The sequence below is a fragment of the Agromyces sp. NPDC055658 genome (assembly GCF_053618155.1).
The window spans coordinates 1-24066 of record NZ_JBSHHD010000004.1; the positions used below are offsets into that span (position 1 = coordinate 1).

At 72.7% G+C, this 24066-nt stretch carries 22 protein-coding genes; 9 read left to right on the forward strand and 13 right to left on the reverse strand.

Annotated features, from left to right (window positions below):
• Nucleotides 1-43 precede the first annotated feature (43 nt).
• From ACWGPE_RS03075 to lysA, 4 genes are read right to left on the reverse strand one after another with little or no spacing between them, the layout of a single operon-like run.
• Nucleotides 44-853 carry an amino acid ABC transporter ATP-binding protein gene (locus ACWGPE_RS03075; RefSeq protein ID WP_231431962.1) on the reverse strand — a complete coding sequence of 270 codons (810 nt, stop codon included), beginning with the start codon at nt 851-853 and terminating at the stop codon, nt 44-46.
• On the reverse strand, nt 850-1827 hold the full coding sequence (locus tag ACWGPE_RS03080; RefSeq protein WP_231431963.1) for an amino acid ABC transporter permease: 978 nt from the start codon (nt 1825-1827) through the stop codon (nt 850-852). Before ACWGPE_RS03080 ends, ACWGPE_RS03075 begins: the two co-directional genes overlap by 4 nt.
• Nucleotides 1824-2756 carry an ABC transporter substrate-binding protein gene (locus ACWGPE_RS03085; RefSeq protein ID WP_452048131.1) on the reverse strand — a complete coding sequence of 311 codons (933 nt, stop codon included), beginning with the start codon at nt 2754-2756 and terminating at the stop codon, nt 1824-1826. Before ACWGPE_RS03085 ends, ACWGPE_RS03080 begins: the two co-directional genes overlap by 4 nt.
• Nucleotides 2757-2799: 43 nt before the next feature.
• On the reverse strand, nt 2800-4110 hold the full coding sequence (gene lysA / locus ACWGPE_RS03090; RefSeq protein ID WP_231431965.1) for a diaminopimelate decarboxylase: 1311 nt from the start codon (nt 4108-4110) through the stop codon (nt 2800-2802).
• Between the two features lie 94 nt (nt 4111-4204).
• Between lysA and ACWGPE_RS03095 the strand changes: the two genes are divergently transcribed.
• Nucleotides 4205-5800, forward strand: a complete 1596-nt coding sequence (locus ACWGPE_RS03095; protein WP_452048132.1) for a PucR family transcriptional regulator — start codon at nt 4205-4207, stop codon at nt 5798-5800.
• A gap of 51 nt (nt 5801-5851) precedes the next feature.
• On the opposite strand, the gene ACWGPE_RS03100 is transcribed toward ACWGPE_RS03095, so the two are convergent.
• From ACWGPE_RS03100 to ACWGPE_RS03110, 3 genes are read right to left on the reverse strand one after another with little or no spacing between them, the layout of a single operon-like run.
• Nucleotides 5852-6925 carry an epoxide hydrolase family protein gene (locus tag ACWGPE_RS03100; RefSeq protein ID WP_452048133.1) on the reverse strand — a complete coding sequence of 358 codons (1074 nt, stop codon included), beginning with the start codon at nt 6923-6925 and terminating at the stop codon, nt 5852-5854.
• A 56-nt stretch (nt 6926-6981) separates the two neighbouring features.
• Nucleotides 6982-7362 carry a cupin domain-containing protein gene (locus tag ACWGPE_RS03105; protein ID WP_452048134.1) on the reverse strand — a complete coding sequence of 127 codons (381 nt, stop codon included), beginning with the start codon at nt 7360-7362 and terminating at the stop codon, nt 6982-6984.
• A 29-nt stretch (nt 7363-7391) separates the two neighbouring features.
• Nucleotides 7392-8762 carry an NAD(P)/FAD-dependent oxidoreductase gene (locus ACWGPE_RS03110; protein WP_452048135.1) on the reverse strand — a complete coding sequence of 457 codons (1371 nt, stop codon included), beginning with the start codon at nt 8760-8762 and terminating at the stop codon, nt 7392-7394.
• Nucleotides 8763-8929: 167 nt separating this feature from the next.
• Here ACWGPE_RS03110 and ACWGPE_RS03115 point away from each other — a divergent pair, with 167 nt between their 5' ends.
• The gene (locus ACWGPE_RS03115) at nt 8930-9538 is read left to right on the forward strand and encodes a TetR/AcrR family transcriptional regulator (RefSeq protein WP_231431970.1); all 609 of its coding nucleotides are present in this window, start codon (nt 8930-8932) and stop codon (nt 9536-9538) included.
• A gap of 60 nt (nt 9539-9598) precedes the next feature.
• Here ACWGPE_RS03115 and ACWGPE_RS03120 read toward each other — a convergent pair whose 3' ends face one another.
• The gene (locus ACWGPE_RS03120) at nt 9599-10093 is read right to left on the reverse strand and encodes an FBP domain-containing protein (protein WP_231431971.1); all 495 of its coding nucleotides are present in this window, start codon (nt 10091-10093) and stop codon (nt 9599-9601) included.
• Nucleotides 10094-10372: 279 nt separating this feature from the next.
• On the opposite strand from ACWGPE_RS03120, the gene ACWGPE_RS03125 reads away from it, so the two are divergent.
• Nucleotides 10373-10948 (forward strand): GNAT family N-acetyltransferase, encoded by a 576-nt coding sequence (locus tag ACWGPE_RS03125; RefSeq protein ID WP_275506331.1) that lies wholly within the window; start codon nt 10373-10375, stop codon nt 10946-10948.
• Entirely contained in the window at nt 10945-12093 is a 1149-nt protein-coding gene (locus ACWGPE_RS03130) for a DNA glycosylase AlkZ-like family protein (RefSeq protein WP_452048136.1), read from the forward strand. Before ACWGPE_RS03125 ends, ACWGPE_RS03130 begins: the two co-directional genes overlap by 4 nt.
• On the opposite strand, the gene ACWGPE_RS03135 is transcribed toward ACWGPE_RS03130, so the two are convergent.
• Complete coding sequence (locus ACWGPE_RS03135) at nt 12086-13690, reverse strand: aminotransferase class I/II-fold pyridoxal phosphate-dependent enzyme (RefSeq protein WP_452048137.1); 1605 nt, start codon at nt 13688-13690, stop codon at nt 12086-12088. The two genes, ACWGPE_RS03130 and ACWGPE_RS03135, sit on opposite strands and share 8 nt — an antisense overlap.
• Before the next feature lie 93 nt (nt 13691-13783).
• Between ACWGPE_RS03135 and ACWGPE_RS03140 the strand changes: the two genes are divergently transcribed.
• Nucleotides 13784-14662: a LysR family transcriptional regulator gene (locus ACWGPE_RS03140; protein WP_452048138.1), complete on the forward strand. Its 879-nt coding sequence runs from the start codon at nt 13784-13786 to the stop codon at nt 14660-14662.
• Between the two features lie 146 nt (nt 14663-14808).
• Nucleotides 14809-18006: a glycosyl hydrolase family 95 catalytic domain-containing protein gene (locus tag ACWGPE_RS03145; protein ID WP_452048139.1), complete on the forward strand. Its 3198-nt coding sequence runs from the start codon at nt 14809-14811 to the stop codon at nt 18004-18006.
• A gap of 63 nt (nt 18007-18069) precedes the next feature.
• Here ACWGPE_RS03145 and ACWGPE_RS03150 read toward each other — a convergent pair whose 3' ends face one another.
• Nucleotides 18070-18582 carry a GNAT family N-acetyltransferase gene (locus ACWGPE_RS03150; protein ID WP_452048140.1) on the reverse strand — a complete coding sequence of 171 codons (513 nt, stop codon included), beginning with the start codon at nt 18580-18582 and terminating at the stop codon, nt 18070-18072.
• A gap of 104 nt (nt 18583-18686) precedes the next feature.
• Here ACWGPE_RS03150 and ACWGPE_RS03155 point away from each other — a divergent pair, with 104 nt between their 5' ends.
• A complete protein-coding gene (locus ACWGPE_RS03155) occupies nt 18687-19664 on the forward strand; it encodes a hypothetical protein (protein WP_376930982.1) in 978 nt (325 codons plus the stop codon).
• A 7-nt stretch (nt 19665-19671) separates the two neighbouring features.
• On the opposite strand, the gene ACWGPE_RS03160 is transcribed toward ACWGPE_RS03155, so the two are convergent.
• Complete coding sequence (locus tag ACWGPE_RS03160; RefSeq protein WP_231431978.1) at nt 19672-20661, reverse strand: ArsR/SmtB family transcription factor; 990 nt, start codon at nt 20659-20661, stop codon at nt 19672-19674.
• A gap of 151 nt (nt 20662-20812) precedes the next feature.
• Between ACWGPE_RS03160 and ACWGPE_RS03165 the strand changes: the two genes are divergently transcribed.
• Both ACWGPE_RS03165 and ACWGPE_RS03170 read left to right on the forward strand, forming a co-directional pair.
• Complete coding sequence (locus tag ACWGPE_RS03165; RefSeq protein ID WP_231431979.1) at nt 20813-21208, forward strand: cupin domain-containing protein; 396 nt, start codon at nt 20813-20815, stop codon at nt 21206-21208.
• 38 nt (nt 21209-21246) lie between these two features.
• Nucleotides 21247-21537, forward strand: a complete 291-nt coding sequence (locus ACWGPE_RS03170; RefSeq protein WP_231431980.1) for a DUF4287 domain-containing protein — start codon at nt 21247-21249, stop codon at nt 21535-21537.
• A gap of 95 nt (nt 21538-21632) precedes the next feature.
• On the opposite strand, the gene ACWGPE_RS03175 is transcribed toward ACWGPE_RS03170, so the two are convergent.
• Both ACWGPE_RS03175 and ACWGPE_RS03180 read right to left on the reverse strand, forming a co-directional pair.
• A complete protein-coding gene (locus ACWGPE_RS03175; RefSeq protein WP_231432390.1) occupies nt 21633-22286 on the reverse strand; it encodes a response regulator in 654 nt (217 codons plus the stop codon).
• Nucleotides 22286-23989 (reverse strand): ATP-binding protein, encoded by a 1704-nt coding sequence (locus tag ACWGPE_RS03180; RefSeq protein WP_452048141.1) that lies wholly within the window; start codon nt 23987-23989, stop codon nt 22286-22288. Before ACWGPE_RS03180 ends, ACWGPE_RS03175 begins: the two co-directional genes overlap by 1 nt.
• Between the last annotated feature and the right edge of the window lie 77 nt (nt 23990-24066).

A 24066-nucleotide genomic window follows, 5' to 3' on the forward strand; every position in this document is an offset into this window, starting at 1 on the left:
CCCCCTCGCGGCCGGTCGCCCGAGCCCTCCTGGCGGCGCTCCCCTAGCGCACGCTCTCCAGGAAGTCGCGCGTGCGCTGCCGCTGCGGCCGGTCGATCACGTCCTCGGGGCGGCCCGCCTCGACCACGACGCCGCCGTCCATGAACACGACCTGGTCGGCGACGCCCCGCGCGAACCCGATCTCGTGCGTGACGACGATCATCGTCATGCCGTCGTTCGCGAGCTCGCGCATGACGTCGAGCACGTCGCCGACGAGCTCGGGGTCGAGCGCCGAGGTCGGCTCGTCGAACAGCATGAGCTTCGGCCCCATCGCGAGCGCCCGGGCGATCGCGACCCGCTGCTGCTGCCCGCCCGACAGCTGCGCCGGGTAGTGCCCCGCGAAGTCGGCGAGGCCGACCCGGTCGAGCAGCTCGGTCGCCTTCGCGCGGGCCTTCGCCCGAGGCATGCCGGCGATGCCGACCGGTGCCTCGACGATGTTCTCGAGCGCCGTCATGTGCGGGAAGAGGTTGAACCGCTGGAACACCATGCCGATCTCGCGCCGCTGGCGGGCGATCTGCTTCGGCGTCATCTCGTGGATGTCGTGCCCGGCCTGGCGGTAGCCGATGAGCTCGCCGTCGACGATGATGCGGCCGCCGTCGATCGACTCGAGGTGGTTGATGCAGCGCAGCAGCGTCGACTTGCCCGAGCCCGACGGGCCGAGCAGCACGGTCACGGTGCCCTCGGGCACGGCGAGCGACACGTCGCGCAGCACTTGGTGGGCGCCGAAGCTCTTGCGCACGCGGCGGATCTCGACGAGGGGGCGGGCGTCCACTGCGGCGTCCTGCGCGGTCCGGGTGGTGGTGATGGTGCTCATACGGCGCTGACCGCCTTCGTCTCCGGCGCGGGCGCGGGGCCGGGCCGGCGCGATGCGAACGCCTGGCGCAGGCGCTGGAACGGCGTCGGCGGCAGGTTGCGGCTCGAGCCGCGTCCGAACCGCCGCTCGAGGTAGTACTGCGGAACCGAGAGGATGCTCGTCATGAGCAGGTACCAGATGCTCGCGACGATGAGCAGCTCCACCTGCTTGAGGTTCTGCGACGAGATCACCGTCGCCTGCGTGTAGATCTCGAGCACGGCGATGACCGAGAGCAGCGAGGTGTTCTTGAGCATCGAGATCGTCTCGTTGCCCATGGGCGGGATGATCACGCGCATCGCCTGCGGCAGCAGCACCCGGCGGAACGTGTAGAGCGGCGACATGCCGAGCGAGTACGCCGCCTCGCGCTGCCCCTCGTCGACCGAGATCATGCCGGCTCGCACGATCTCCGAGGAGTAGGCCGCCTGGTTGAGCGTGAGTGCGAGGATGCCGGCGACCATCGCGGTGATCAGCAGGTTGGTGTCGGCCTGCCAGAACACGATGTCGGTGAACGGGATGCCGATCGAGAGCTTCTCGTAGAGGAGGCCGAGGTAGCCCCACAGCACGATCTGCACGAGCAGCGGGGTACCGCGGAACGCCCACACGTAGAACCACGCGACGCTCGACAGCACGGGGTTCGACGAGAGCCGCATCGCCGCGATGACGACGGCGAGCACCGTCGAGACGACCATCGCGACGAGCGTGATGAGGAGCGTCAGCCAGACGCCGTCGATGATGCGGGGGTCGACGAGGAACTGGCCGATGGCCGCGAAGTCGATGTTCGGGTTCGTGAGCACCGAGTACGCGAACCCGGCGGCGAGCAGCAGCACGACGGCGGCGCTGATCCATCGCCACGGACGACGGAGCGGGATGGCCCGGACGTCATCGTCGGTGGCCTCTGGTGCGAGCGCGACGCCCCGCGCCTCCACGGCCGTCATCCCTCGCCGCCCTGGTTCACCTCGGCGGCCTCCACGCCGTAGTCGGCGAGGCTGTTGCGCTCGAGCACCTGCTGGTAGGTGCCCTCGTCGATGAGCGCCTGCAGCGCCTGGCGCACGGCCTCGACGAGCTCGGCCTCGTCCTTCAGGATGCCGATGCCGCTGTACACCGGGCTGAAGCCGGCGGGGTTCTCGGGGTCCTGCACGATGTCGAAGGCGTCACCGCCCTCGACGGTGTCGGCGACGTAGCCGGCGACGAGGGCGTCGGCGACGTACGCGTCGCTCTTTCCCGCGCGCAATGCCGTCTGGGCGTCGAGGTCGCTCGGCAGCTCGGTGACGTTGACCGGGTCGCCGTCGCAGTCCATCGACCGCAGGATCTCGCCCTGCGCCGTCGCCTTCTGGATCGACACCGTCATGCCGCACAGGTCCTGCTGGGTGCCGATGCCGTTCGGGTTGCCCTCGGGCACGACGATCGCGAAGCCGCCGTACGTGTAGTCGACGAAGCTCAGCGTCTCCTCGCGCTCGGGGGTGTCGTTCATGCCGCTCATGATGAGGTCGTTCTTGTCGGCCTGCAGCGACGGGATGACCGAGTCGAAGGCCTGCTTGTTGAGCGACACGTCGATGCCGAGCTTCTGGCCGAGGAGGCGCGCCAGTTCGGGGTCGAAGCCGATCTCGCGGTTGTCGTCGCCGTACATCGCCATCGGCGGGTAGGGGATGTCGACGGCGACGTCGATGCGGCCCTTCTCGACGATGTCGTCGGGCAGCAGGTCGGTCAGCGACTCGTCGACGGTCGTCGAGACCTCGTCGCCGGCCGGCAGGTCGGGGCCGGCTGCGGCCTCAGCCCCGGAGCCGGAGGCTCCCGAGCAGCCGGTGAGGGCGAGGGCGACGGCGACGGCCGTCGCGCCGAGCAGGAGGGTGGTGCGTGTGATCATCGGTGACTTCCTTGTCGTGGTGGGGTGATCGGTCGGGGATGCCTCAGACGAATGCGTCGGCCATGGCCGGCGCGTGCGTGGCGAGCAGGTCGTCGTAGGTCTCGCGGCGGGTGACGAGGCGGGCGTCGCCCGCGCTCGCGAACACGATCGCGGGCTTGAGGGCGCCGTTGTAGTTGTTCGACATCGTGTAGGCGTAGGCGCCGGTCGCCGCCATGACGACGAGGTCGCCCACCTGCGCGGCCGGCAGGGCGGCGCCGTCGACGAGGAGGTCGCCCGATTCGCACTGGCGTCCGACCAGCTGCGCGGACTCCGTCCAGGGCTCGAGCAGCCGGTCGGCGACGACGGCCTCGTAGCGCTGCTGGGTGAGCGCGATGTCCATCTGGTCGGCGAGCCCGCCGTCGACCGCGACGAACGTGCGGCCCGTGCGCTTGACGGTCGTCACCCGGTAGAGCGTGACGCCGGCGCGCGCCACGACCGAGCGGCCCGGCTCGATCATGAGCTTCGCGTCGGCGGGCAGGTGGGCCCGCGCTGCGGCGACGATCGCGTCGAGGTAGTCGGCGACCTCCGGCGCCTCCTCGTCGTACGTGTAGGCGATGCCGAGGCCGCCCCCGACGTCGTAGGTGCCGAACGTGCCGACGCTCGAGATCTTCTCGACCGCCTCGCCGAACTGCGCGACGTCCAGGATCTGCGAGCCGATGTGCAGGTGCACGCCCTCGAACTCCATCAGCGGGTGCGCCTGCATGCGCGCGATCGCCCGGGCGGCCTGGTCGATGGGCAGCCCGAACTTGGAGTTCAGTCCGCCCGTCGCCTGCGAGGCGTGCGTCTTCGCCTCGACGCCCGGGATGACGCGGAGCAGGAGCCGCTGTGGACGGTCGAGCAGTCGCTCGAGCCGATCGAGCTCGTCGTCGTTGTCGACGATGATCGCGCCGATGCCGGCGTCGAGGGCGAGCCGGAGCTCGGCGTCGGTCTTCGCGTTGCCGTGGAAGTAGAGGCGCTCGGGGTCGACGCCCGCGGCGAGCGCGAGCCGCAGCTCGCCGCCGCCTGCGATGTCGATCGAGAGGCCCTCCTCGTGCGCGAGCCGGTACATGCCGACGGCAGGCAGCGACTTCGAGGCGAACAGCACCTCGGAGTTCGGCCAGCGGTCTCGGAGCCCTTCGACGAAGCGGCGGATCTGGCGGCGCAACCCCTGCTCGTCGTAGACGTGCAGCGGCGTGCCGAACCGTTCCGCGAGCTCGGTGACGGCGACCCCGCCGATCTCGAGCACGCCGTCGGCGCTCGCCGTCGACTCCTCCGGCAGGATGCGCCAGAGCTCCCCGAGGCGGGTGCCCGCAGGGGCTGGACGGTTCGCGGTCATCGTTCCTCCTTCGCGCGGCGCCGTCGCCGTCGCGGTGGCCAGCCTAGGAAGATCTCGTTCACCGTTGGTTGTCGATCTCGGATAGCTTTGCGGTGTGGATGCAGGTATTTCTCCAATCGAGCGCCCACCGCACCCGCAGGTGACGCTCGCCGAGCTCGTCGACCAGCTCGGACCGCGCACCGTGACGCCCATCGGGCCGCCCGCACCCGGCATCGCCGTGACGGGCACCGAGTTCGTCGACACCGCCGAGGAGTTCGGCGAAGTCTCGTCGACCCTGCTGCTCGCGCCGTCGACCGCGTCGCTCAGCACCTCGCGCATCGCCGCGCTCGCCACCGGCGCCGCCGAGCACGGCGCCGCCGGCCTCGCCCTCAAGTGCAGCGCCGAGCGGGTGCCCGCCCTCGCGGCGATCGTCGAGGCGACGGGCCTCCCCCTCGTGCGCATCGCCGACCGCATCAGCTGGCGGCTGCTCGATGCGCAGCTCACTCGCCTGCTCGGCGAGGCCGAGACGCCGCTCGCCGCTCCGCAGCGCGGCGCCGAACCGCTCTTCGCGATCGCCAACGAGCTCGCCGAGTCCTTCGGCGGCTCGGTCGCGATCGAGGACCTCAGCCGGAACATCCTCGCCTACTCGTCGGTGCCCGGCCAGCTCATCGACACGCTCCGCACCCACGGCATCCTGGCCCGGCAGGTGCCGGCCTCCCCCTACAACGACGACCAGTACCGCACCGTGCTGCGCTCCGATCGCCCGATCAAGTACCCGCGGCTCGGCGACGAGGAGCCGCGGGTCGCGTTCGCCATTCGTGCGGGTGCACTGCCCCTCGGCAGCATCTGGGCGATCGACGCCTCGGGCGAGGGGCCGGTGAGCCCCGAGCAGGACGAGCGGATGCGGCGTGCGAGCGCCCTCGCCGGCGCTCACCTGCTCGACGACCTCCGCGCGCACGCGACCGACCAGCGACCGCGCGAGGACCGCTTGCGCACCCTGCTCACGGGCATCGACCTCACCGGCACCGAGTTCGCCGAGCTCGGCATCGACGAGGAGCGCGGCGCCGCGCTGCTCGCCTTCGAGGTGCCGAGCGCGGGCCCGACCGCGATCGCCCAGCTCCGTTCGACCGTCATCCGCCACCTCGTGCTGCACCGGCCCGACGCCGTGGCCGTCGCCCATCGCTCACGCGTCTACGCGCTGTTCGCCGCGCGCACCGTCGACGAGGCGACGGCCCTCGCCGAACCGCTGCTGCCGCTCGTCGACCGCCTCGTCGGCGAGGGCGCTCGCATCGCGGTCACGGGGCCGGCTCACCGATCCGGCGATGTCGCGGGGGTCCGCGAGCTCGCCGACCGGCTGCTCGACGTCGCGGGGCGCGACGCGGCATCCGGGCGCCGCATCGTCAGCGCGGCGAGCCTGCGGCCGCTGCTCGTCGTCGACCGCGTCGCCGAGCTGCTCGCCGACGGTGTCGAACTGCGCGATCCCGGGCTCGACGCCCTGCACGGGTCGGCGTCGACGCGGGCCGTCGCCGAGACCCTGCTCGTGTGGCTCGAGTGCTTCGGCAACGTCGCGCAGGCGGCAGAACGCCTGGGCGTGCACGAGAACACCGTGCGACATCGCCTGCGCCGGGTCGTCGAGACGCACGGCGTGCGACTCGAGAACGCCGACGAGCGGCTGGCCGCGTGGCTGCAGCTGCGCGCGCTCGCGCGCTGACCCGCGGACGCCTCGACGACGAGCGGCGCGCGCCGAGGCATCCGACCGCGGCTACCCCACCGACCGCATGAACGCGCCGAGCTCGTCGGCGACGAGCTCGGGCTCTTCGAACGCGAGGAAGTGCCCGCCGCGGCCCGGCTCGGAGTACTGCCGGAGGTCGGTCGCGGCGCGTTCGGCGATCGACCGCGGGAAGCCCCGCATGCCCGGCTCGCTGCTGAGGGTGACTGCGACGGGCACCGTGATGTTCGGGCGGGTCGCGTTGTGCGGGTAGTCGATGTACTGCCGGAACGAGGTGCCGATCGACCCGGTCGCCCAGTAGAGCGTGAGGATCGTGCAGAGCGCGTCGCGGTCGAACCGGGACTCGACGTCGCCGCCGCAGTCGCTCCAGTCGCGGTACTTGTCGACGATCCACGCGGCGAGCCCTGCCGGCGAGTCGGCGAGCGCGGCGGCGATCGTGTCGGGGCGGGTGGCCATGATCGAGCTGTAGCCCTCGTCGCCCTCGTCGTACGCCGCCTCGGCGTCGAAGAACGCCTGCTCGGCGGGCGTGATCGGCGAGGCGTCGAAGGCGGCCGGGAACGGCCCGTGGATCATATGCAGGCCGGCGACCTCGTGCGGGTACATGGTCGCGAGCCAGCTCGAGGCCGCGCCGCCGATGTCGCCGCCGAACGCGAAGTACCGCTCGTAGCCGAGCGTCTCGGTCATGAGCGCGTGGAAGGTCTCGGCGATCGCCGCCCTCGTGAGCGGGCCGTCGACGAGCTCGGAGTAGAGGAATCCCGGCAGCGACGGGATCACGACGTCGACGTCGAGCAGCTCGGCGAGCGGCAGCATCTCGATGAAGCTGCTCGGCCAGCCGTGGGCGAGGAGCACCGGCGGCCTGGTTGCGTCGCGACGGAGGTGCACGAAGTGCTGCCCGCGGTCGATGAACTGCGGGGAGCGGTTGAGGCGCGCCTCGGCGGCGCGCCAGTCGAAGTCGTTCGCCCAGTAGGCGACGAGCGACGCGAGGTAGGCGGGGTCGACCCCGGCGCCCCACGCCGACGCGCTCGGGGTCGTGAAGCGCGTGCGGGCGAGCCGTGCGCGCAGGTCGTCGAGCACGTCGTCGGGCACGGAGATCGTGAAGGGTTGCATGAGCCCGACCGTATCGGGTCGGTCCGACGGGCGGCGGACCGGCCATGCGCTTCGCGCTACTCGGCCGGCCGGCGGTCGTCGATGACGACGTAGAGCTTGCGCACGGTCTCATGCACGTCCCACACCCCACGCCAGCCGCTCGGGGTGATGAGCGTGTCGCCGGCGCCGAACGTCACCGGCTCCTCGCCGTCGACCTCGATCGTCACGCGGCCGGAGAGGAACTGGCACACCTCGGTGTAGCCCTCGCGGGTGGCGGAGAACCGGCCGGGGGTGCACTCCCAGTACCCGACGTCGACGCCCGGCACCTCCCACAGCGAGCCGGATGCCTCGAGCACGCCCTCCGTCAGGGCGGTGGGCTTCGGCGCGGCGGGGCCGAGGTCGCGGGCGAGCGCGGCGAGCCCCGCGACGGTCGACGTGGCGGCGGGCAGATCGCTCATGGTGTCCTCCTGTGGTGGTTCGTCGCGCCTCAGCGGCCGGCGACGAGGTCGGCGACCTTCGCGATCGGCGAGGTCGTGGCGCGTCCGCGCTGCTCGCCGCGGTCGGCGGCGTGGTAGGCCGCGTAGATCGCCTGCACGGCGAGCCAGCGCAGCGGCTCGACCTCCCACTTGCGCGCGCGGTGGCCGACCCACGGCAGGCGGGTGAGCTCGGTGTCGTCGCCGAGCACGAGGTCGCGCAGCGTGCGGCCGGCGAGGTTCGTCGCGGTGACGCCCGTGCCGACGTAGCCGCCGGCCCAGCCGAGCCCGGTCGCCCGGTCGTGCCCGACGGTCGCCGCCCAGTCGCGCGGCACGCCGAGCACGCCCGACCACGCGTGGTCGATGGCGGCGCCGGCCGTCTGGGGGAAGAAGCGGTTGAGCAGCGCGGTGAGGCTCTCGATCGTGCGCAGCTGGGTCTCGCCGTCCTGGTCGACGTGCGAGCCGTAGCGGTACGGCACCCCGCGCCCGCCGAAGGCGATGCGGTCGTCGGCGGTGCGCTGCGCGTACATGTAGACGTGGGCGAAGTCGCCGAGGGTCTCGCGGCCGTTCCAGCCGATCTCGTCCCAGACCGCCGGAGCGAGCGGCTCGGTCACGATGAGCGACGAGTTCATCGGCAGCCACGTGCGGTGCTCGCCGCGCAGGTCGGGCGTGAAGCCCTCGGTCGCGCGCAGCACGTGCGGCGCCCGCACGGTGCCGTGGTCGGTTCGCGCCTCGCCCGGCACGATCTCGGTGACGGTCGTGCCCTCGTAGATCGCGACGCCGAGTCGCTCGACGGCGCCGGCGAGCCCGAGCGCGAGCTTCGCGGGGTGGATGCGCGCGCAGTGCGGGTGCCAGATGCCGCCCTGCACGCCGGCGACGTTGATGCGGGCGGCGGCGGCCTTCGCGTCGAGCACCTCGACGTCGGTCGCGGGCCACGACTGCTCTTCGGCGGCGGCCGCCTTCAGTCGTGCGAGCTGCGCCGGGTTGAGCGCGACCTCGAACTCACCGCCCTTGTGGATGTCGGCGTCGATGCCCTCGGCGGCCGCGACGGCGATCACCTCGTCGACGGTCGCGTTGAGCGCGCGCTGCTGGGCGATCGCGGCGTCGCGGCCGTGCGACGAGACGTACTGGCCGCGGCCGCCCGTCACCGAGTTCGTGAGCCAGCCGCCGTTGCGCCCCGAGGCCCCGTACCCGGCGAACCGGCGTTCGAGCACCGCGACGCGGAGGTCGGGCTGGTCGCGCTTCAGGTAATACGCCGTCCAGAGCCCGGTGTAGCCGCCGCCGACGATCGCGACGTCGACGTCGAGGTCGCCGGGAAGGGCCGGCCTGGGGGTCGGCACGCCGACCTGCTGCAGCCAGAACGAGACGCCGCCGTTGACCGTCATGCGAGGTGTGCTCCATCTCTCCGTCGAGGGTGCGGCCGCGAGCGGCGGCCGGCCGAGACATCCCGTTCGAGGAGCGAGATATCGGCGTGTTGTACAACAGTGTTTTGAAACGTACCCTCGCCATGGCAGGCTGTCAAACGAGCATCGAGCCAGCGGAGGGAGGGCCCGTGCCGATCGAGGTCGACCACGACGAACGGCTCGCCGACATCGCCCGCGCGACCGTCGAGATCGCGCGGGAGCGCGGAACCCGCGCCGTGACCCTGCGCGCCGTCGCCGAACGTCTCGGCCGTTCGACCGCGTTCATCACGAACTACGTGCCGTCGCGGGCCCACCTCATGGCGAACGCCCTCGAGCAGGCGCGCGGGCAGTGGGACGAGGAGCGCGCGGCCCACCTCGGCGACCTCGTCGGCGTCGAGCGGCTCGCGGCGCTCGCCCGGTGGATGTGCACCTCCTCCCCCGAGGAGAACGTGCTGCGGAGCCTGTGGATCGAGGTCATCGCCGATGTGCGCGGTGCGAACCGCCGCGCCTACGAGGTCGTGCGGGGCGTCACGGATGCCACGTACGGCAAGTTCCTCGCGGGCGCCGAGCACATCGCGCAGGGCGGCGAGCCGGTCGATCACGACGAGGCCGCGCACATCGCCGACATCCTCTACCTGTACTGCCGCGGCTACGAGGTCAAGGCGATCGAGGACCCCGGCGCGTGGACCGATGAACGCGTGCAGGCGTCGCTCGAGGTGCTGCTCGCGACGCTCGTGCTCGACCGGCGGCCCTCCTGAGCCGCCCGCCGGACCGGCTCACCCGACGCATCGGAGGAGCCGGCCTCGGAGAGAGGTCGCTCAGCCCTCGCCCGCGCCGACGGCGCGGATGAAGCCGAGCACGTTCTGGCGCAGCGTCTCGACGCGGCGTTCGCGGGCCGCCTCGACGTCGAAGCCGACGTAGGCGGTCGGCGGGCGCTTGCGGGCGTTCGCCGAGCACTGGAAGTCGGCGCAGACGAGCGTGCCGACCGTGTCGCCCTTGCGGCCGGCCTGGCCGGCTCGACGCGCGACGAAGAAGAGCACGTCGTTCGGCAGGTGCACGTCTTCGCACCAGGCGCACTGGGGCCGGGAGCGCATGCGACCCTCGGCGCGCCTCAGCATGACGCCGACGAGTTCGCCGTCGACCTCGGCGACGACGTAGGCGACGTTCGGCAGCTTGCGGTCGCGCCAGCCGAGGAAGTCGCGGCGCTCCCAGTCGAGCTCGGCGAAATCGGCGGGCAGGGTGAGCGTGTTGCGCTCGCGGACGGTGGCGTTGACGAAGGACGCGCGGATCTGCGCGTCGGTGATGGGACGCATGGGAATCGGAACCTGTTCTGTTCGCCGCCCGCTCGGGCGGCCTGCTGACTCGAGACGACGACGGCCGCGGCGCTTCCGGGCGCGACCGTCGGCGGCCCAGGCGCCTGGCGCCATGGACCGCGGGCGGGGTCATCTCATCGCGGCGCGCACGGCGCCCGATACCCCCTCACGCCCGCGAGCGATCGCGGGCAGGTCAGCACGATTCACGGTCGCCGAGTCTACCCCCGGCCGATGGGACCGTCATCGCCGAACGTCGGCGGCCTCTGGCACAGTGGAGCCATGGCGATCGAGGTGCGACCGGCGACGGTGTTCGACGACGTGGCCGCGGTCATCGGCCCGAAGAAGCCGACGTCCAACGTGTGCTTCTGCCTCAGCTACCGGCTGCTCTCGTCGAAAGAGAACGTCGCGCTGCGCGAGCCCGACCGCTCGGCCCGCGTGCGCGAGCTGTGCGCCGAAGATCCGGCACCGGGCGTGCTCGCCTACGACGGCGACGAGCCGGTCGGCTGGGCGGCGGTGCATCCGCGTGCCGACACGAGCTTCGCGAAGAACCGGCGCATCCCCCATGTCGACGACGTCGACGTCTGGTCGGTGTGGTGCTTCCGGGTGCGCCCGGGCCACCGCAAGCAGGGGCTCGTGCACCACCTGCTCGCCGGCGCGGTCGACTTCGCCCGCGCGAACGGCGCGCCCGCGATCGAGGGCTACCCGGTCGACAACCGCGGCGAGAAGGTCGACCTCACGATGGCCTACGTGGGCACTCGCGCGGTCTTCGAAGAGGCCGGGTTCACGAAGGTCTCCGACACGACCTCGGTGCTCTCGGGCCACCCCCGCGTGATCATGCGGCTCGATCTCGGATGACCGGAACGACGGGTGCCCCGCACAGACTCGACCCCACCACGGCGCGGCGCCTCGCGGTGCGGGCGCAACGGCTCGAGGCGACCCGGCCGACCGATCTCGTCGGCCTCGTGCGCGACCTCGACCTGCTGCAGATCGACCCGACCGCGGCGATCGCGCCGAACGCCGACCTCGTCGCATGGAGCCGGCTCGGCGGCTCCTACCGGCCGAGCGACCTCGTCGAGGCGCTCGAGCACGACCGCACGCTCTTCGAGCTCGACGCCCTCATCCGGCCGATCGACGCCCTCGAACTGCTGCGGCCCGAGATGGCGTCCTTTCCCGAGTGGCCGCGCTCCCGCACCTGGCTCGAGCAGAACGACGACTTCCGTCGTGACGTCCTGAAGCTCCTCGAGGGCGCCAGGGAGCCGTTGCCGTCGCGCGACATCCCCGACACGTCGGCGGTGCCGTGGGAGTCGACCGGGTGGACCCACGATCGCAACGTCGGGCGCATGCTCGAGTTCCTCGCCCTGCGGGGCGAGGTCGCGATCGCGGGCCGGCAGGGCCGCGAGCGGCTGTGGACGCTCGCGGAGCGGGTCTACCCGACCGCCGAAGCGGCGAACGGCCGCGCGCTCACCGTCGAGGCGGCGACGGCCGAGCGCAATGCCCGGCGACTGTCGTCGCTCGGCATCGCGCGGGCCAAGAGCACGAAGATGCCGCTCGAACCGATCGACGTCGGGATCACCGGCGAGCCCGCGGTCGTCGACGGCGTTCCGGGCGAGTGGCGGGTCGACCCGGTGCTGCTGGAGGAACTCCGCGACGAGGCATCCGGCCCGCCGTTCGAGGGGCGCACCGCGCTGCTGTCGCCGTTCGACCGGCTGATCTACGATCGCAAGCGCGCTCTGCAGCTCTTCGACTTCGAGTACACCCTCGAGATGTACAAGCCGGCTGCGAAGCGGAGGTGGGGCTACTACGCGCTGCCGATCCTCGCGGGCGACCGTCTCGTCGGCAAGCTCGACGCCAAGGCCGATCGTGCGGCCGGGGTGCTCGTCGTGAACGCCGTGCACGAGGACGTGCCGTTCGATCGCGCGACGCGGCGAGCGGTCGACGACGAGATCGCATCGCTCGCCGAGTGGCTCGGCCTCGAGGTCGCGCGACGCGACGTCAGCTGACGAGCGACAGGGCGCAGTCGGCGGGCGACGCCGCGACCGCATGGCCGGTGGCGTCGGCGCCCGTCGCCCCGCGCACGACCCGCAGGGTCGCGAGGGTCGGATCGACCGCGCCGCGCACGTACCCGCCCGGCGTCGCGGCGATGCGCTGCAGGAACTCGACGACCTCGGCCGTGATGACCTCGCCCGGCAGCACGTTGGGGATGCCCGGCGGATAGGCGGCGAGCGCGTCGGTCGACACCCGCCCGATCGCGGCGGCGACCGGTACCGGCTCGCCCTGCGCCAGGAACGCCTCGCGCGGCAGCATCGCGAGCGGTCCCGGTGACGGCAGCGCGACGATGGGCCTCGCATCCCGCACCTGCGCCGGTTCGGGGGCGCCGGTCGACGCGCCGACCGCGGCCGGCCCACCCGTGGCGACGAGCGGCTCGGATGCCTCGCCTGCGGCCCGCTCGGGCACGATCGCATGCAGCGCCCCGGCGATGCGGTCGACGTCGGGCACCACGCCGGCCCCGAGCACGGCGACGACGCACGAGTCGGTCGAGATCTCGAACGAGACGCCCTCGCGCTCGAGGCGGTCGCGCACGGTGTGCCCGTGCAGGCCGCCGCGGGCGACGTCGATCGACACGCGCAGCGGGTCGGCGTCGACGATGTCGTCGAAGTCGCCGAATCCGTCGCTCACGATGCCGAACCGCCCGCGGGTCCGGATCTCGTCGCGCAGGCGGTCGGCCGCGGCGATCGAGGCGGCGATGCGCCCATGGCCCGTCTCGAGGGTCTCGCGGGCGAGGTCGAGCGAGGCGAGCAGCAGCGCGCTCGCGCTCGTCGACTGGGTGAGCATGAAGGCGCGCTCGACGAGCGGCTCGAGGTCGTCGGCGAACGGCCCGCCGCCGAGGTGCAGCATGGCCGACTGGGTGAGGCTGCCGCCGAGCTTGTGCGTGCTCGAGATGACGAGGTCGGCACCGAGCCGCAGCGGGTTCTCGGGCAGGTCGGGGTGGAAGCCGAAGTGCGCGCCCCATGCCGCGTCGACGATGAGGGGCGCGCCGGCGGCATGGGCGATGTCGGCGAGGGCGGCGACGTCGGCGACCGCGCCGAAGTAGCTCGGCGAGATGAGGTAGACGCCCTTCGGCGACTCGACGCCGGCGAGCGCGGCGCGCAGGGCGGCGGGCGACACCCCATGGTTGATGCCGAGCCGCGGGTCGATCGCGGGCGCGACGAAGCGGGGCGAGAGCCCGGCGAGGATGACGCCGTCGATGAACGACGAGTGGGCGCTCCGCTGGCCGACGACCGGGGCCGCAGCATCGCGGTAGGCGCCGAGGGCGAGTGCGGCGATGCGGTTGCCCTGCGAGGCGCCGTTCGTGAGGAACCACGTCCGACGGGCGCCCCACGCGCGTGCGGCGAGCGCCAGCGACTCGGCGAGCGGGTTGCCGGGTCCCTTGTCGATGCCGGCGAGCAGCGGCGGCACGTCGCGGCGCAGCAGCTCGGCCCCGAACCATCCGGTGAGAGCGGGAGCGGCGTCGGGGTCGGCCGCGTGGCCGGGCACGTAGACCCGGGCGCGGTCGTCTTCGGCATAGCGGGCGACGGCGTCGGCATAGGGCGTGGGCATGCTTCCATCGTTCCCGCTCGGAATTCAATACGGAATAGCGATTCTTCTGTAATCATCAATATGACATATTGATCATCGAAGATCGGAGCGAGCGTGATCGACCTGCGCCAGCTGCGCGCACTCCGTGCCATCGCCGATCAGGGCTCGGTCGCCGCCGCCGCGCGCGAGCTCGGCTGGAGCCAGCCGACCGTCGCGCACCACCTCGGCGGGCTCGAACGGGCGACCGGCGCGCCGGTCGTCGCGAGTTCGGCGGCGGGCACCCGGCTGACCGTCGCCGGCAGGCTGTGGCTGCCGCACGCCGCGGCGATCCTCGAGCGCACCGACCGGGCGCTCGACGAGGTCCGAGGCGCCCTCGACGACGCCCGGCGGACCGTGCGATTCGGCGTGTTCCCCACCGCGGCCGCACGCCTGCTGCCCGCACTCGTCGCCGCGTTCGACAGCGCGGGCCTCGTCGCCCACGTGACCGAGGCCGAGCTCGACGTGGTCGAGGCGGCGCTCGACCGGCTCGACCTCGACGCGGCGGTCGTGTACACCGCCCCCGGGGAGGCGCCTCGTGCCGCCCCCGGCCATGCCAGCACCCCGCTGTTCACCGAACGCTTCTCACTCGTGATCCCGTCGCGACATCCCCTCGCCGCCGCCGACCGCGTGCAGCTGCGCGATCTCGCGGGCGAACGCTGGGTGATCGGCACCCACGACGACGATCCGATCGACGCGGGGTTCCGCGCCGCGGCGCTGCGGGCGGGCTTCGACCCGGCCATCGGGCCGCGCAGCGACGACTACCGCGTCGTCGTCGAGTACGTCGCGGCCGGCCTCGGCGTGGCCCTCGTGCCCGAACTCGCGCTGCCGCCCGAGCGCGACGACCTGGCCGTGCTCGAGGTCACGGGCCTCGAACTCTCGCGGGTCGTCTCGCTCGCGACCGCGCCGACGCTCGACCCGGCGCTCGTCGCGCTGATGGCGCGGGCCCTCACCTGACAGCACTCGCTCGAACTCGTCGAAGAATCAGCGGCTATACATCGGATCTTTAATCGGGCAGGATGGGTCCAGTCTCACCGTTTGCGTCTGAACGTCGAGCACTACCCCACCAAACACCAGATCAATGATGCTCCGGAGGTTCCCCGATGCTCCAACGCGAGATTCCGCGCCGACGCGCCCTGCAGCTCGGCGGGCTCGTCGCACTGGCCCCGCTCGTGCCCCAGTTCCTCGCCGCCCAGCCCGCCGCCGCACTGATCGGCGGCCGAGCGGCGGCCGCCGCAGGCGGAGGCATCCCCGTTCCCGACCTCTCGCCCAAGGCGCTCTGGTACGGCACCCCCGCGACCGACTGGGAGACGCAGGCGCTGCCGATCGGCAACGGGCGCCTCGGTGCGATGCTCTTCGGCAACCCCGACGAAGAGGTCGTGCAGTTCAACGAGCAGAGCCTCTGGGGCGGGCTCAACGACTACGACAACGCCCTCGCCGGCAAGCCCGACGGCGCGTACGACACGAGCGTCACCGGCTTCGGCTCGTACCGCGACTTCGGCACCCTCACGATCGCGTTCGGCGCACGACCCAAGGTCACCGCGCCCGGCGGCCCCTACAAGATCTGGGGCGCCGAAGACGTCGACAAGAGCTACGACGGCAACCCGCAGACGAAGTGGTGCATCGACGGTCCGCCGGCGCACGTGCTCTGGCAGGCCGAACTGCCGAGCGCCGCCGTCGTCTCGTCGTACAGCTTCACGAGCGCGAACGACGTGCCCGCCCGCGACCCCCAGGAATGGCGGGTGCTCGGCTCGAACGACGGCGGCACGTGGGCGACGCTCGACAGCCGCACCGGCGCACCGTTCGAGCAGCGCTTCCAGACGAAGACCTACGAGATCCAGAACACGACCGCCTACCGCTTCTACCGCGTCGACTTCGTGCCGAAGGCGGGGGTGAGCCACTTCCAGGTGTCCGAGATCGGGCTCGGCGGCGTCGAGCTGGCGGCGGGCGGCAGCGTCTACGTGTCGTCGCCGACGGGCCACGCCGATTCCCTCGTGGGCAGCGTCGACGGCGAGGCGTCCACCGTCTGGCAGGTCGCCGACGCCGGGTCGGGTGCCGCATGGCAGCTCGAGCTCGTCGCGAAGCGAGCCCTCACGGGGTATGTGCTGACGAGCGGACCCGACGCACCCGGAGCCGATCCGCGCGACTGGGTGCTCGACGCCTCGAACGACGGGCTCGCGTGGAAGACCCTCGACACGAAGTCGGGCGTCGCGTTCGCCGCCCGCGGCGAGGCGAAGGCCTTCACGTTCGCGAACTCGACCGCCTACACCCGGTACCGCCTCACGTTCACGTCGCCCGGGGCGTTCCGCCTCGCGGGCGTCGCGTTCACGGGCAGCGGCTACTCGACGCGCGGACAGCGCAACGTGGTCGGGTACCGGCGCGCACTCGACCCCACGGTCGGCGTTCACACCGCGCACTTCGCGACCGTCGGCGGCACCGTGCTGCGCGAGGCGTTCGCGAGCCGCGACGCCGACGTGGTCGTGCTGCGCTACACGAGCGACACCGCCGGCGCGCTGACGGGCACGATCACCCTCGCCTCCGAGCAGGAGAACTCGCCGACGTCGGTCGACGCCGCGGCACGGCGCATCGGCTTCGCGGGCACGATGGCGAACGACCTCAGCCACGCGGCGACGGTGCGCATCGCCGAGACCGACGGCGAGGTGACGGCCGACGGCGGGGGCCTGCGGGTGTCGGGCGCCTCGGTCATCACGCTCCACCTCGACGCGCGCACCGACTACAAGCTCAGCGCCGCCGACGGGTGGCGCGGCGCCGCGCCCCAGCCGGGCATCGACGCCGCCCTCGAGGCGGCGGGCGGGCGCAGCTTCGACGACCTGCACGACGAGCACGTCGCCCAGGTCTCGAAGCTCATGTCGCGTGCCGCGGTCGAATGGGGCGAGACGGAGGCCTCGGTGCTGGCGCTGCCGACCACGACGCGCCTCGCACGCTACGGGGCGGGCGAGTCCGACCCGACGCTCGAGCAGTCGATGTACGACTTCGGACGCTACCTGCTGCTGAGCTCGTCGCGGCCGGGCGGCCTGCCCGCCAACCTGCAGGGCCTCTGGAACAACTCGAACCAGCCCGCGTGGGCGAGCGACTACCACACCAACATCAACGTCCAGATGAACTACTGGGGCGCCGAGACGACCGACCTGCCCGAGGCGCACGAGGCGCTCATCGCGTTCGTGCAGCAGGTCGCGGTGCCGAGCCGGGTCGCGACGCGCAACGCGTTCGGCGAGGACACCCGCGGCTGGACCGCCCGCACCTCGCAGAGCATCTTCGGCGGCAACTCGTGGGAGTGGAACACGGTCGCGAGTGCCTGGTACATGCAGCACGTGTACGAGCACTGGGCGTTCACGCAGGACAAGACGTACCTGCGCGACGTCGCCTATCCGATGATCAAGGAGATCTGCGAGTTCTGGCAGGACCGCCTCAAGGAACTGCCCGACGGCAGCCTGGTGGCGCCCGACGGCTGGTCGCCCGAGCACGGCCCGCGCGAGGACGGCGTGATGTACGACCAGCAGATCATCTGGGACCTGTTCCAGAACTACCTCGACTGCGCCGACGCCCTCGACGTCGACGCCGAGTACCGGGCGACCGTCGCCGACCTGCAGTCGCGGCTCGCGCCCAACAAGATCGGCAGCTGGGGCCAGTTGCAGGAGTGGCAGACCGACCGCGACAGCCCGACCGACATCCACCGCCACACCTCGCACCTCTTCGCGGTGTACCCGGGCCGGCAGATCACGGCGGCCTCGCCCGAGCTCGCGGCGGCGGCGCTCGTGTCGCTCAAGGCCCGCTGCGGCGAGAAGGAGGGCGTGCCGTTCACCGCGGCGACCGTGTCCGGCGACAGCCGGCGCTCGTGGACGTGGCCCTGGCGCACCGCGCTCTTCGCCCGCCTCGGCGACGCCGAGCGCGCCGGCGTCATGGTGCGCGGCCTGCTCACCTACAACACGCTGTCGAACCTGTGGTGCAACCACCCGCCGTTCCAGCTCGACGGCAACTTCGGCATCACCGGCGCGATCGCCGAGATGCTGCTGCAGAGCCACGACGGCGTCATCCGACTGCTGCCGGCGCTGCCCGCCGACTGGGCCGCGTCGGGGTCGTTCACGGGGCTGCGCGCCCGCGGCGGCTACTCGGTGAGCTGCGAGTGGAAGGACGGTGAGGTCGTCTCGTACGACGTCGTGGCCGACCGTGCGCCGAACATGTCGAACGTCACCGTCGTGGTGGGCGGCGAGCGCCGCAAGGTGAAGCCCGCGAACCCGACGGCCGGCAACCCGATGCGCGACCTCGGACCGGCCGCCTGACGCTTCGCTCCACCCGCAGCGATGGCGGATGCCTCGGGCATCGACCCGAGGCATCCGTCATCGTCAGGCCGAGGTGAACAACTTGAACCCGACGTGGGATGCCGCGAAGCCGAGCCGCTCGTAGAAGCGGTGCGCGTCGACCCGGCGGGCGTCGGAGGTGAGCTGCACGAGCGCCACGCCGCTCGCGCGCGCTTCGTCGACCGCCCAGCTGATCATCGCGCTGCCGACGCCGCGGCCGCGCAGGTCGTCGGCGACGCGAACGGCCTCGATCTGCATGCGGAAGGCGCCGCCGCGCGAGATCCCGGGGATGATCGTGAGCTGCATCGTGCCGACGAAGCGGCCGGCGGCATCGTCGACCGCGACGAGCGTGTTGGCGGGGTCGGCGTCGATCGCCTCGAAGCCCCGCTCGTAGCGCGCGAAGCGCTCGGGGTCGGAGCTGTCGTCGTCGCGACGCAGCGAATCGGCGGCGGTCATCGCGACGAGCGCCGGCAGGTCGTGACGGGTGGCGCGGCGGAGGGTGTAGCGATCCCCGCGGACATCGAGGTCGACGGGAAGCGCAGGTGCGGCAGGGAGCATGCAGCCAGTCTCGCAGCGGCGCACCCCCGCCTTCGACGATGAGCCCGCCCGCGAGGCGTCCGCAACCGCTGGCGGCTGTCGGCGGTTGCGGCCAAGATGACCGCATGGACGTCATCGACTGGCTGCTCGACGCCGACCCGGCGATCCGCTGGCAGGTGCTGCACGATCTGCAGGGCGACGCCGAGGGCGCCGCCGCCGAGCGCTCGAGGGTCGCGACCGAGGGCTGGGGCGCGCGCCTGCTGGCCCTGCAAGACGACCGCGGGTACTGGAACGACGATGAGTACGGCGAAGACGGAGACCGCCGCAGCGTCATGTGGTCGTTGCAGTCGCTGCACCGTTTCGGCGTCGAACCCGAGGCACCGCCGGTTCGTCGTGCGATCGCGCGCGTGCGCGACGGCGTCACGTGGCACTACTGGGGTGACCTGCCGTTCTTCCACGGCGAGGTCGAGGAGTGCATCAACGGCGGCGTGCTCGCCGCCGGCGCGTACTTCGGCGTGCTCGGCGCCGGCAGCGACCGCATCATCGCGCGGCTGCTCGACGAGCAGCTGCCCGACGGCGGCTGGAACTGCGAACCCCGCGAGGAGTCCGAGCGGTCGTCGTTCGACTCGACCCTCTGCGTGCTCGAGGGGCTGCTCCGGTACGAGCAGGCGGTCACGGGCGGCACGGGCACGGGGGCCGTCGCCGACGGCGCCGCGGCGCCCACCGCCGACCTCGCGGCCGTGACCGCGGCCCGCCGTCGCGGCGAGGAGTACCTGCTCGACCGCAACCTGTTCCGGCGGCGTTCGACCGGCGAGATCGTGCTCCCCCGATACCGCAACTTCTCGTTCCCGACCTACTGGTTCTACGACGTGCTGCGAGCGCTCGACCACTTCCGTTCGGCGGGCGACGCGCCCGATGCGCGTGTCGCCGACGCCGTCGACCTGCTGCTCTCGAAACGCGGCGACGACGGCCGCTGGCTCGCCGGGCAGCCGTGGCACGGCGAGGTGTACTTCGCGCTCGACGCCCCCGAGGGCGAGCCGAGCCGCTGGAACACGCTGCGCGCCCTCCGCGTGCTCCGCTGGGTCGACGAGGCGGCCGTGTAGCCGCGGCTCAGAGCATCGCCCCCACGAGCGCCTCGCCGAGCGGCGTGCGCAGGTGCATCACGCGGGCGCCGTCGCGGGCGGAGGCGATGAGCCCGCCCTCCCGCAGCACGCCGAGATGATGCGAGGCGGTCGAGACCGCGAGCCCGACGTCGGCGGCGACCTGCGAGGTCGTGCGCGCGGTGTGCGCCCCGAGCAGGATCTCTGCGCGCGCGGCCCCGATGAGCGCTCCGAGCGCCGCCGCGGTCGACGCCGGGTCGCGCGCCCACGTCTCGGTGACGCCGCGCGCCGGGTAGAACACGGTGGGCTGCGCGGGCGGCTCGGTGAGCACCATGCACCCGAACGACGACATCACCGAGGGCACGAGCACGAGCCCCGACCCCCGGCAGTCGAGCGCCTCGCGATGCAGGCGCAGCTCGACCCGCACGGCGTCGTCGCTCCAGCTCACCGAGGGATGCAGCTCGCCGGCCATCGCCCCGACCCCGGCGGTCGCGATGCGCCGCGAACGCACCGCGATGTCGGCCCGCAGCAGCCGCTCGAGCTGCGTCCACACGGGCGCGAGCACCGCCGCCCACACCTCGCTCCACGCGTCGGCGATCATCGCACGCGCCCGCTCGGGCTCGTCGATCATGCGCCGGATCGCCTGCTGCCGCGCGCCTTCCGACCGCGCGACCATCTTGTTGAGGTCGACGAGCATCGGCTCGACGGGCGCGACGCGCATCCTGGCCGCCTCCTCCTCGGGTTCGAGGTCCCAGCCCGGCTCCGAGGTGAGGAAGTCGGGCATGTACCCGTCGACGCCGATCACCACGGCGAGCAGTTCGAACGCCTCTCGGGGCACGCGGCCGCGCACCGCGCGGAGCCATCCCCACTGCAGCGGGTGGGCTTCGGGCCGCTGCAGCACGCGCACCGCGTGACTGAGCTCGTGACCGGGCGAGATCCCGAACCGGATCGCCGAGATGTCGCCCGGGGCCAGCCGGAACTCGACGAAGTTTCGATCCACATCGAAACACTACAGCGACGGGATGCCGCGGGCCGAGGCTGTTCGCAGACGAAACCGCCCGATCGGCCCGAGCACCGCCCCCGCGACTCGCGCCGCGGCATCCCAGAACCGGACCAACCGAACCGAACCGAACCGAACCGAGGAGCAGAGCATGAACGCCGCCGAGATCACCCTGACGCCCACCATGACCCCGCCCGTCACGCCCGTCGTCGTGCCGGCCGACGCACTCCGCATCGGCACCGGTCGCACGCGCCGATTCGTCGGCCTCGAGCACGGCGCCCGCATCTCGTACTTCTTCGTCGACAACGAGCCCGGCCAGGGCGCCGACCTGCACTGGCACCCCTACAGCGAGACGTGGATCGTGCTCGAGGGCACCGCGCGCATCACCGTCGGCGACACCGAGCTCATCGCCCGCGCCGGAGACACCGCCACCGCGCCCGCCGGAGTGTGGCACGGTTTCAAGAACGTCGGCGAGGGGCGCCTGCAGCTCATCGGCATCCACGCCGCCGAGACGATCGTGCAGACCTGGGCCGACGAATCGGACTGAGTCACCCCGCACGCCGACCACTCGAGAAGGAGAACCCCATGTCGTTCCAGGCCTACCTCGACAACATCGAGACGAAGACCGGCCTCACGCCGCGCCAGTTCGTCGAGCTCGCGCGCGAGCGCGGCTTCGACGAGACCACCAAGGCGACCCCCATCGTCACGTGGCTGGCCGACGACTACGGCCTCGGCCGCGGCCACGCGATGGCGCTCGTGCACGTCATCACGAAGGGCCCGCAGATCAGCACCAAGCACGTCGGCACCGACGGCGTGCATCGCGACACGACCGACACGCTCTGGCTCGACGGCAAGGCCACGAACCCCAACCCCTGAAGACAGCGCATCGAGTGTGCACTCGTCGCCCGGATTCGGGCCAGGAGTGCACACCCGGGCGGATGAGGCCGGCGCGCGGGCACGCGCGGGTCGGCTCAGCTCGAGCCGCTGCGATAGCGGTGCTCGGGTCGGCCGGCGCTGCCGTAGCGGAGCGACACCGTGACCGCGCCGCGCGCGGCGAGCTCGGCGAGATGCCGCTGGGCGGTCGCGCGGGAGACCCCCGCGCGCTCGGCGACCTCGACGCTCGACGCCTCACCGCCGTCGGCCAGGGCGTCGAGGATCAACTGCTGGGTGCCCGAGCGCGACGAGGTCGGCGCCGCACCGTGCAGCACGCCGAGCGCCCGATCGATCGTGTCCTGCGCGAGCGGCGACTCGACCGCGAGCAGGTTGCGGTACCGCAGGTACCCGTCGAGACGCTCCTGCAGGGTGCGGGCCTCGAACGGCTTCACGAGGTAGTGCAGCGCCCCCGAGCGCAGGGCACGACGCACCGTCGCCGCGTCGTTCGCGGCACTCAGCACGAACCGGTCGAGCCCGCTCTCACGGGCGAGCTCGATGCCGTCGCCGTCGGGCAGGTAGACGTCGACGAGCAGCAGCTCGGGCCGCCAGTCGCGGATCGCGGTGCGCGCCGACGCGATGTCGCGCACGGGCGGCAGCGCCTCGAACCCGGGCCTGGCCGAGACGAGGTCGTGGTGGATCCCCGCCACCCTGAAGTCGTCGTCGACCACGAGCACCCGCACGTCTGCGGTCATCACCGCACCTCTCCTTCGTCTCCGTCGCCCGTCGGGCGCCGGTGCATGACGGCCGGCAGCCGGGCCGCGAACACGGCGCCACGACCCGCCCCGCCCGCATCGACGAGCCAGAGATCGCCACCCCGCCGGCGCGCGAAGCGTCGCGCGAGCGGCAGTCCGATGCCGCGGCCGTGCACCCGATCGGAGGCCTCGTCGGTGTCCTCGGCATCGTCGGCACCGTCGTCGGCGCGGCCGGCGAAGAGCCGCTCGGGGTCGGCGACGCCCCGGCCCGAGTCGCTGATCGTCACCGCGAGCGTGTCGCCGTCGTCGAGGAGCGAGAGCTCCACCCATCTCGGCTCGTCGCCCGCGACCGCGGCGGTGACCGCGTTGTCGACGAGGTTCCCGAGCACGGCGGCCACGTCCTCGGGCTCGTCGACGATGCCGACGAGGAGGGTGTCGTCGGCGACCCGCAGCTCGACGCCGCGCTCGGCGGCCTCGACCGCCTTCGCTCCGACGAGCGCCTGCAGGAAGGGGTCGTCGATCGCCTCGACCGCCGCCTCGGGCACGGCGCCGCGGCTCGACAGCTCGGCGAGGAACTCCTGGGCGTCGACGATCCGCCCGACCGCGAGCAGCCCCGACACGGCGTGCATGCGGTTCGCGAACTCGTGCCGCTGGGCGCGCAGGGCGTTGGTGGCCGTGCGCACCGCGTCGAGTCGCTCGGCGAGCGCGACGACGTCGGTGCGGTCGCGCACGACGGCGACGACCCCGAGGTCGCGGTCGCCGCGGCGCACCCGTCGCGCCTCGACGTAGCCGACATGGTCGGCGGTGACGAGTTCGCCGAGCGCGAGCGGCTCGCCGTCGAGTCCCCGGCGGATGGCCTCGACGAGCGCGGGCGGCAGCTCGAGCTCTGCGAGCGGGCGGCCGATCGCCGCCTCGTCGAGCGCGAGCAGGTCTCGCGCCGATCGGTTCACCGCGCGAACGACGCCGTCGCCCGAGACGGCGACGACCCCGTCGTTCACGCCGTCGAGCACGGCCGCCTGGTTCTGCAGCAGCGCGCCGAGCTCCTCGGGCTGCACGCCGAGCGTGAGCCGTTCGAGCCGGCGGCGGATGAGGAAGGCGGCGAGCGCGGCCACGCCGAACGCGAGCGCGACGGCCGCGGCGATCGCGGCGACGAGCCCCGGCACCTCGGCGAGGACGCTGGCCGGGGCGAACCCCACGCTCACCTCGCCGACGATGCCGGCGCTCCCGCCGCCGAGACCGGTCGGGCCGGCGCCCGGCCGGTACACCGGCACCTTCGCCCTGGCGGACTCGCCGAGGGTGCCCCGCTCCCAGGTGACGATCTCCTCGCCGGCGAGCACCCGCTCGTACTCGGTGCTCACCCGCTCACCGAGCCGTGCGAGATCGGGGTGCGCGAGCCGCAGCCCGTCGTCGTCGGCCACGACGACGAAGAGCGCACCGGTGCGCCGGGCGATCTCCGTCGCCTGCCGCTGCACCTCGCCGTCGGCGAGCACCGCGGCGTCCAGCTCGGCGTCGCCGGCGTACTCGGCGACCGCCCGCCGCAGCTGCGGGTCGGAGGCGACGGTTCGCGCGATCGCGAGCGCGGTCGACTGCGTCTCCGTGCGCAGCTGCTGCACGCCGATCCACGCGAACGCCGCCGCGCACACCGCGATCACCGCCGCCGCGGCAGCGAGCTGGGTCACGAGCATGCGGGTGGTGAACCTCATGCGGCTCCCTCCGCGCTCGTCGGCCCGATGGTGCGCGATCCGATGATGCATCGTCGGCCGACGAAGCACGCGCCCCG